The following is a 9064-nucleotide window of genomic DNA, read 5'->3' as shown; positions in this document are numbered from 1 at the left end:
GAGATTGATTAAGTTGTGCTTATTGATTAACCCGTCAATAATTAAGTTTTGTTGCTAAGGGATATGCACTAATCGTCCCGTGTGCTAAGACTGAATGGAGTGCATATTGAATGTAACGGTACGACTATCGGGTTAAAGCAATTCCCGCGATAGTAGTCAGGATAAGGGTTTAAGTTAATCGGAGAGGGTGGGATTTGAACCCACGGAACCTTGCGGCTCACTCGATTTCAAGTCGAGCGCGATCGACCACTCTGCCACCTCTCCAAGGGTATCTGATCATTACCCATTATAACACAAATCTGCTGATATTAGCCATCAATTTGTCTTGGTATGCCGATAAATGATATAAGAGATAATTATCATATCTTGATGAAATCAGAACCTTGGCTGAATATCTGGACATCCTAGACCAAACGGCGCGATCGCTAAAATCTCGGGGCGATCGCGTTTCTCCTGACCAGGTGGTTAATGCTTTATTAGAGGCGGAAAAGGCGGGTCGCCAAAACCGGAAACCTCACCCCTTCGAGAGTTTGTATGGGTGTTGGCAATTATATTTCATTACCGGAACCAAAAAAACTCGCGCTAAAGCAGGGGTGATTATGGGGGCGGGTCGTTATCTGCCGGGGCTAGTTGGTGTATTATTAAACTATTCCCCAGTTTCGGGGGTGGAAAGCGGCGATCGCCAACCCTTTGAAGCCGGTAGAATCGAAAACCAAATCCAAGTCGGACTAATGACATTAACTGTTAGCGGTCCGGCTAAGTTTTTGGAGAAAAATGATATTCTGGCTTTTGATTTTACCCGCCTAGCGGTGGAAGCGGTGGGGATAAAACTTTATGATAACTATATTCGTGGTGGGAAAACTAGCGAGGAAAATTTTGATCAACGCCTAGTTAAAGACCAGGCTTTTTTTGCCTATTTCCTAATTCGAGAAAACTTGATCGCCGCTAGAGGGCGAGGGGGAGGGTTGGCGCTATGGGTAAAAGTCTGAGGTAGGCTGGTCAATCGGCGGCTAATTTGGGTATAATTTCAGGTTGTTGTGGCTTTTTTTTAATGATGCGCCGATTGATACTTTTTCTAACCGTGGTATTTTGCTGGCTATGGCTAGGGGTAGTATCGCCATATAATTTAGCCTGGGCTGCTACTGAAACCGTAGGGGAAACGGTAGCGGAAATCTCAACTTTATCATTGGATGAACTACTAGAGAGGGCTTTTTCCACTAGCCAAGCGGGACGGTTTCCCGAAGCAGAGAGTTACTGGACTGAAATTATTAATCGTTACCCGGATAACCCGGCTATGTGGAGTAACCGAGGTAATGTCCGAGTTAGCCAAAACCGCCTCACGGAAGCAATAGGGGACTATAACCGGGCTATTGAATTAGCGCCGACGGCGGCGGACGCTTACCTTAACCGGGGAGTGGCTTATGAGGGTTTGGGGCGTTGGTCTGATGCGATCGCTGACTATAATCGGACTTTAGAATTGAGTCCCTCTGATGCGATCGCCTATAATAATCGAGGTAATGCGGAAGCCGGACAGAAAAACTGGGAAGCGGCGATCGCCGACTATTTCCAGGCGGCGGAATTAGACCCTAATTATGCTTTTGCTAGGGCTAACTACGCCCTGGCTTTGTATGAAAGTGGAGAAACTAAAGAAGCTATCCGCAACATCAAAAATCTGATTCGTAAATATCCCAATTTTGCCGATATGCGGGCAGCTTTAACCGCCTGTTTGTGGGATAGTGGTAAAATAGGGGAAGCCGAAAGTAATTGGGTGGCGGCGATTGGATTAGACCCCCGTTATCGAGATATTGATTGGGTAGCTAATATCCGCCGTTGGCCTCCGGCTTTGGTGGAAGCCTTAGACAGATTTTTGAACCTCAAATAAGCGGAAAGTTCCGAGGATTAAGCACCTAACATCTGTAACTGATACAGACTGGCGTAGAGTCCGCCCTGGTTTAATAATTGGTCATGGGAACCGGACTCTATCAGTCTTCCTCGCTGTAAAACTAAAATGCGATCGACATTTTTAATCGTTGATAAACGGTGGGCAATAATAATGGCAGTTTTGCCGACTAACATCCGATCAAGGGCATCCTGAATTAGGGATTCTGTCATCACGTCTAGGTTAGCGGTGGCTTCATCCAAAACTAAGATTTGTGGGTCTCTAATGGCTACCCTCGCAAAAGCTAAAAGCTGTTTTTGACCACTGGAAAGATTAGTGCCTCTTTCCCTCAATTCGGTATCATAACCTTCGGGTAAAGCCTCAATAAACTCAGCTACATTAGTCTTTTCCGCCGCCTGTCGAATTTCGTCGATTGTATAGGTTTCCCCTAGGGTAATATTACTTTTAACATCTCCGGCGAATAGAAACCCATCTTGTAAGATGACCCCCACATGGCGACGTAATTCGGCTTGAGGTAAATCACGGATATCAATGCCATCAATTAAAATGCGACCGCGACTAGGTTCGTATAAACGACATAATAGCCGAATTATAGAACTTTTCCCCGCCCCAGTAGGTCCGACTAGGGCGACTTTTTCGCCTGGATGAATAGTAAAATTAAGGTTGTGGATTACATATTCATCATTTTTGTAGGCAAAATAAACGTTTTCAAATTTGATTTCGCCGATCGCTCCACTATTTTTAGTTGGTAAAACACTGGCTTTTCCGATTTCTGGGTCGCGGATTTCTATGGGTTGGTTCAGAATGTCATTAATCCTTTCCACAGCAGTTAAACCGGCTTGGATAGCGGTAAATTTATCGGCAAATTGTCGGAGGGGGTCAAATAGACGTTGGGCGAATAGTATAAAGGTGGAAAGTATGCCAAAGCTGAGGGTTTGATTTAATACTTGTTGGCCGCCAAACCAGAGGACGGCGGCGATCGCTATTAGGGCAATCCATTCTAAGGTTGCCGAGACAGCCGAATCATAAAAAATGGTTTTATCAACGGCTTTAATATAACGCTGATTGGTGATGCGAAATAACTCGGTATTGTAACGTTCGCGGCGAAATAGTTGGACAACTCCAATACCAATCAAATTTTCTTGCAGTTGTGCGTTGAGGTCGGAGAGTTCCTCCCGTGCTTTATAATTAGCAGTGCGATATTGTTGTTGAAAATAGATAATTATTGCCGTGACCGGGAACATAGATAAAACCAACATTAAAGCCAACTGCCACTGAAGGCTAAACATGGCGATCGCAATTACTAAAATCGAGAATAAATCGCTAACAATGCCAATGGCACCAGTCGAGAATACATCCCCTAAAGCATCGACATCACTGGTGAGACGAGTAATGAGTTTTCCCACAGGAGTCCGGTCAAAAAATCGGACTGCTAAAGAGGTAACATGGTCAAATAAATCGTTACGAATATCTGCGGTCATTTTTTGTCCAACGGTCTGGACGACATATCCTTGGATAGCCTGAAGGGTAAATCTGAGGGAAATTGTCAGCAATAACAGGAAAGCTAAGAGATTTAAGCCCGCTGATAGGGATAATCCTTGTAGAAATTTATAGGTGGGTTCTTGGCGAATTAGTGAAATAGTTTGCCCAATTAAAATGGGTTGAATGGCACTAGAAATAGACAGAGGAATGAGTAAAATAATAGCGATCGCCAACAATTTTTTATGGCGCGAGGCATAGTCTCGCAATCGTAAGAATAGCCGCCAGTCGGTTTCTAGGGTTCTTTGTTTTTCAGAGACAATCATCGGTAATTATAATGGTAGATCAGCAGAAACCAAGTTGACAAGTTAGAAGTTTAAATGATGATTATACCAAAAAATCAGATTTATGGACAATTCCCGGCTGAGATTTTATGGACACAAAAGGCGATCGCTATCTTGTACCTCCATATTAGTCCGCAGATAATCCCCGACCCAATTGCAGGCATATTCCATAGGAGCGAGATTTTTAATTCCCTCTAAATCCCATATAATCAGCGTCCGGTCATCCCCACCAGATACCAAAAAATTACCATCAGCCGTAAATGCTAGACTGATTACCATAGCTTCATGTCCGGGTAAAGTTCGCAGTAACTCCCCTTCAAGATTCCACAATTTCACCTGATTATTAACACCACCAGTGGCGATATTTTGACCGTCTGGACTAAAGGCAACCCTGGTTAATCCACCACTGTTAGCTATAATTGTTCTGACCAAAGTACCATCTAATCTCCACAGTTTAAAAGTATCATCACGACTAGCGGAAGCTATTAAATTTCCTTGAGGATTAATGTCAACTCCCCAAATAACTCCATCTTGATTTAGGGTGTTCACAAGCACACCCTCTGTAGTCCATAATTTGACAGTCTGATCTTCACTAGCAGAGATAAGAGTTTGACCATCTGGGGCAAAAGCTAGTCGCCAAATTCTTTCATTATGAGCCCAAAAACTATTGATCAGTTCTCCCTGAATCGTCCATAATTTAATGGTTTTATCATCCCCAGCGGCAGCCACCATTTGACCATCAGGACTAATAGCAATAGTATAAATTAATGCTTTATGTCCAGTTAATATGGTCAGTAGTTCCGGTGGAGATTTGGTGATATTTGTAATCTGCCAAAGTTGCACTTCATAATTAGCAGAAAGTGCTAAGATATCTGCATCGGGAGTAAAAGCTACAGCGCGACTTGTCTTTCCGGAATTACGAATTATACTTAAAAGCTGACCATCTGTTTTTCTTAAATAGGTGGTATCAGCAGACCCATAAGCAATCAATTGATTATCAGCACTGGTGGCTATATTCCACAGGGTATCATCATGATTATAAAGCGGTTTTAATAAATATGCGTTACGTCGCCATAACTTGACGGTTCCATCATCACTAGCGGAAGCAGCCATCAACCCATTAGCGGTTAATGCCACATCTCTAATGATAGCATTATGTCGTTTTAAGGTTTTCATAAAAGTTCCGTCTGTTTGCCAAATTGTTACTGTATTATTTCTACCACTGGTGGCAATAAATTCACCATTAGCGCTACAATCAACCCCAAGAATTGCATCTTTTTCCTCCAGAGTTCTCACCAAGGTGCCATCTGTTGTCCAGATTTTAGCTGTTTGATCTGTGCTGACAGAGACCAGTAAATTGGTATCATAACAAAAGGCGACATCCCAAATAGCTGCTTCATGTGCTTCTATGGTGTTTAATAATCTGCCATCGATGCTCCAGAATTTCATTAAACCATCAAGGGCGACAGAAGCTACTATTTGACTGTTGTTATCAAAAGCCACATTCCAAACACTGGTTGTATGTCCTGTCAAAGTTGTTAATAATGTGCCGTCTAGTCGCCATAATTTGACAGTGCGATCGCCACTAGAAGAAGCGATAATTTCACCATTGGGGCTAAAATCTATTCCCCAAACCGGAGCATCATGGGCTTGTATATTTTGCAATAATTCACCATTGACATTCCACAGTTTTACCGTACCATCTAAACTACCAGAAACCACCAAATTACCGTCAAGACTGAAAGCCACACGATGGACAGTTGCCGAATGTGGGAGGGTATTAATTAAGGTTCCATCTTGCCGCCAAATTTTCACAGTTTTATCATTACTAGCCGTAGCAATTAACTGACCATCACCGCTAATATCTAAACTTAAAACCGAGCCGTTATGACCAATTAACCTATTAAATTCATTGGTGTAATAAATGGCATTATTTAAAGCCAATGTTACTTGGTATTTAGTTTGGCTATCAACTGTCCATAAACTCTCTAGGCGACGTTGAGCCTTAATGGCATCCACCATAGCATCTAACTGGTTATGGGAGGCTAATAAGCCATGAGAAGAAGATGCTAAGGCTCCGATTTCACTAATCCGCATTTGTTGATTTTGTCGCCATACCAAGATACCCAACCCAGAGTAAATAGTCAAAGCTACGGTAGCTATTATTAACAGTAACCGCTGCAATTGTGCCAGTTTTTTTTCTTGAGCAAGTCGTTTCTCAATTTCTTTGATTTTGGCAGCTTCTAAATAGGTTTTTATTTGGCGTTCTTCCAGTTCTTGACTGGTGGCTAAAAATTGATAATCTAAGTCACTTAAACTGCGGTCATTTGCCCAAACTTTAGCATCTATTAACGCTTGTCCAGTTAGTAATCGAGATACATCATTTTTGTAGGATTTAACCCAAGCATCTAAAGCCTGGGAATAGGGGCGAATATTTGATAGCTCCTGGATGGCCCAAGCCAGATTAAATATAGTCTCATAAATGGGATTTTTGATGGTCAAAATTCCTTGGTTTTTAAAGACTAAACCAGATAAAACTAACTCTGATTGTTCGGGACTATTATCAAATTCTACGGGGATTTTATCGAGCAATTTCTGATAAATACCTAGCATTTTAGGCATGATATCTACCCTATACTTGATTCGGTTTAAGATAGTCATTAAATGCTCTGGCTGGTCTTGTTCTTGCCATTTATAGATAATTTTACTGCTAATAACTTCATCGACAAACTGGCTTTCTTCCCCCGGCGTTATCAACTGGGGCGCATCATTGGCTCCGAGGTTGATTTGATTAATTAAATCACAGGTTTTTTGAGTTAGAAACGGCTGGCCATTAGTCCAAAATAAAATGCGTTCAATAACTGCTATTTTGTCGCACCCTGTGATATTTAATCCTTGGGCTAATATCTGTGCTTCTAAGATGGTAAAACCTGTTAAATCTATGGGTTTACCAATATTAAAAGGTGTCCGAGTGCGGTCTTGAATTAAATCGGAGGGTGTGGCGACTCCAAAAATGGCAAAAGTGAGGCGGTTATATTGGGGATTACTGGCTCTATTATTATACAAAAAACGTATGAGTGCCCAAAAATCATCTGAGGGGAAATCCAGGCTTAACATACTATCAATCTCGTCTATAAAAATCACCAGATTTTGGTCAGATATTTCTGGCAATAATACATCATCAATAAAATAACCAAGTTTCTGCACTGGGGAAAGGTTTTCTTGCTTTTCCCACCAGGCTTTAAATGGGAATTTTGGCCATAATTTAAATCCTCTGAGTAATTCAACAACAATGCCTTTATACCACTGAGCAGAGCTAATCTGGTCTTGACCGACTAGGGTTAAGTCAATACTAGAACATCGCAATCCCTCTAATTCTAAGCGGTATCTAGTGTGAGCCAATAATGAGGATTTCCCCATTTGACGAGAGTTAAGAACATAACAAAATTTTCCGGCTTTCAAGTGTTGATAAAGTTCTCGGTCGGCTTGTCTTTCGACATAACTAGGAGCATTACGATCTAAGCTACCACCAACTTGATACATAATCAAAAATTCTCAGTCATTTTTCTATAGGGACTCTCCGCCATTGACAGTCTCGCAACCACAGACGAATGGCGCGGGCGATCGCACTTTGGCTACTATCCCAAGGCTGGGGTAAAATCCTATAACCCGGATAAGGATCTGATTTAGATAACATTTTCACTAATTCCCACCCGTTAGGAGTTGAACGCATGAATAGCCAATGATAGCGTTGAATCACGAGCATTCTATTATTAGCATACAACCTTTCACGGGTAACAATGAAGCCCAAAGAAATATCATCACCAGTGGGTAAATCGGTGGGTAAATGCTCAGAAACTGGGACAGTTTCTGGGGGTAAATTGGTAGCTAAAATCACAGAAGTAGGGAGATCCTGTAAATGGTTAATAGGTGGCGATCGCATAATCACACGGTTAGCATAGGCGGGTAAATCCACCACCAACTCAGCCAGTAACTTGTTTAATTCGAGGGGACATTGAGGATTTGGGGATATAATTTGTTGGACAGGCAAAATTATAGGAGTCTGTTGTTGTCCATCAGACACCCTGACTCCCACCATTAGTCCCAGAGCCCCAAAACTAGCCACCAGTTGGCTCAAAACTGGCACAGCGGTATAATCAACCATTAAGAATTTGGTAAGGTGCGGATATCTCCCCTATATTGGGGAAGTCCGTACTTTTGATTAGCTGTAGCAGTTATGCTAGAGGCGTTAAAGTAGTAGATATATCGACTGGATAAGCGATCGCAGGTACAGATAGAATTGATGCTAACCTCGATCAAACTCCAGTCCCCAGCAGACATTAGGATCATTTATGTTGAAAAATTTGTTGTCAATTGTTAAACCGTTTTTTAAACCACTAATAGCGATCGCCCTCATTCTCACCCTAGGATTTAGCCATGCTGACAACGCCCTAGCAGCCAGAAGTGGCGGTCGGATCGGCGGTGGTTCATTCCGCGCTCCCAGTCGCACATTAGCCCCCGGTCCCAGAACCGCCCCAGGGGGTGGATATTACGGCGGCGGTGGGTTTGGATTTCCATTTTTACTTCCCTTCTTTGGTTTTGGCGGTTTCGGAGGACTATTTTCTATCCTGATTTTCGTCGCCATTGCCAATTTTATCGTGAGAAGTTTCCGCGCTGTCGGTGAAGGAGTCCAAGAAGCCGAATATAATAACCCCACAGTTTCCGTGGCTGAGGTCCAGGTAGGTTTATTAGCTGAGGGTCGCTACCTCCAACAGGACCTCGATCGCCTCGCCGCCACTGCTGACACCGGAACCCCAGAAGGTCGCGCCCAAGTCCTTCAGGAAGCGACTTTAGCCCTGCTACGTCACCCAGAATATTGGGTCTATGGTGCGAGTGAGGCGACCCGGATGCGTTTAAATTCCGCCGAAGCGAAATTTAATCAGTTGGCGATCGCAGAACGTAGTAAGTTTACCGAAGAAACTCTCTCAAACGTCAATAATCAGCGCATTTCTGCTACTGATGACAATGGAGCGATCGTCAGTCAAGATGCTACCGAAGACCCAGGGGAATATATTATTGTCACCCTAGTTGTGGGCGTTTTGGGTCAGCTTGAATTACCCAAAATTGAAAGTTCCCAGGATGTCAGACAGGCGATCAGTCGTTTAGGTTCCATTGGTAGTGAACAGCTATTGGCGATCGAAGTTCTTTGGACTCCCCAAGCCAGTGGCGATACCCTTAGCACTGATGATATTTTGGCTTACTATCCTAATCTCAGACTGGTTTAGGCTGTCGTCCGGTGCGTCAAATCATCACCCGGCTGGTGTGGAGTTGACGCACCTAT

At 43.0% G+C, this 9064-nt stretch carries 7 protein-coding genes and 1 tRNA gene; 3 read left to right on the top strand and 5 right to left on the bottom strand.

Annotation, left to right across the window (positions count from 1 at the left end; genetic code table 11):
* Positions 1–179: 179 nt before the first annotated feature.
* Positions 180–264 (bottom strand) — tRNA-Ser (locus P5674_RS11390).
* A gap of 119 nt (positions 265–383) precedes the next feature.
* Here P5674_RS11390 and P5674_RS11385 point away from each other — a divergent pair.
* Both P5674_RS11385 and P5674_RS11380 read left to right on the top strand, forming a co-directional pair.
* Positions 384–989 (top strand): hypothetical protein, encoded by a 606-nt coding sequence (locus tag P5674_RS11385; protein ID WP_006616987.1) that lies wholly within the window; start codon positions 384–386, stop codon positions 987–989.
* Positions 990–1051: 62 nt separating this feature from the next.
* Positions 1052–1882 (top strand): tetratricopeptide repeat protein, encoded by an 831-nt coding sequence (locus P5674_RS11380; protein ID WP_035736901.1) that lies wholly within the window; start codon positions 1052–1054, stop codon positions 1880–1882.
* 17 nt (positions 1883–1899) lie between these two features.
* On the opposite strand, the gene P5674_RS11375 is transcribed toward P5674_RS11380, so the two are convergent.
* The 4 genes from P5674_RS11375 to P5674_RS11360 all read right to left on the bottom strand — a co-directional run bounded on the left by P5674_RS11375 (position 1900) and on the right by P5674_RS11360 (position 8073).
* Positions 1900–3705, bottom strand: a complete 1806-nt coding sequence (locus tag P5674_RS11375) for an ABC transporter ATP-binding protein (RefSeq protein WP_006616990.1) — start codon at positions 3703–3705, stop codon at positions 1900–1902.
* Positions 3706–3810: 105 nt separating this feature from the next.
* Positions 3811–7266: an AAA-like domain-containing protein gene (locus P5674_RS11370; RefSeq protein WP_315670005.1), complete on the bottom strand. Its 3456-nt coding sequence runs from the start codon at positions 7264–7266 to the stop codon at positions 3811–3813.
* Positions 7267–7282: 16 nt separating this feature from the next.
* A complete protein-coding gene (locus tag P5674_RS11365) occupies positions 7283–7888 on the bottom strand; it encodes a hypothetical protein (protein WP_315670004.1) in 606 nt (201 codons plus the stop codon).
* A complete protein-coding gene (locus P5674_RS11360) occupies positions 7888–8073 on the bottom strand; it encodes a hypothetical protein (protein WP_035736905.1) in 186 nt (61 codons plus the stop codon). The genes P5674_RS11365 and P5674_RS11360 overlap by 1 nt, the downstream gene beginning before the upstream one ends.
* 2 nt (positions 8074–8075) lie before the next feature.
* Here P5674_RS11360 and P5674_RS11355 point away from each other — a divergent pair, with 2 nt between their 5' ends.
* Positions 8076–9008 carry a DUF1517 domain-containing protein gene (locus tag P5674_RS11355; protein WP_014276105.1) on the top strand — a complete coding sequence of 311 codons (933 nt, stop codon included), beginning with the start codon at positions 8076–8078 and terminating at the stop codon, positions 9006–9008.
* Positions 9009–9064 lie beyond the last annotated feature (56 nt).

Source organism: Limnospira sp. PMC 289.06, from assembly GCF_032350395.1.
Taxonomy (GTDB): Bacteria; Cyanobacteriota; Cyanobacteriia; order Cyanobacteriales; family Microcoleaceae; genus Limnospira; species Limnospira platensis.
This window is presented reverse-complemented; position numbering and strand designations above follow the sequence as displayed.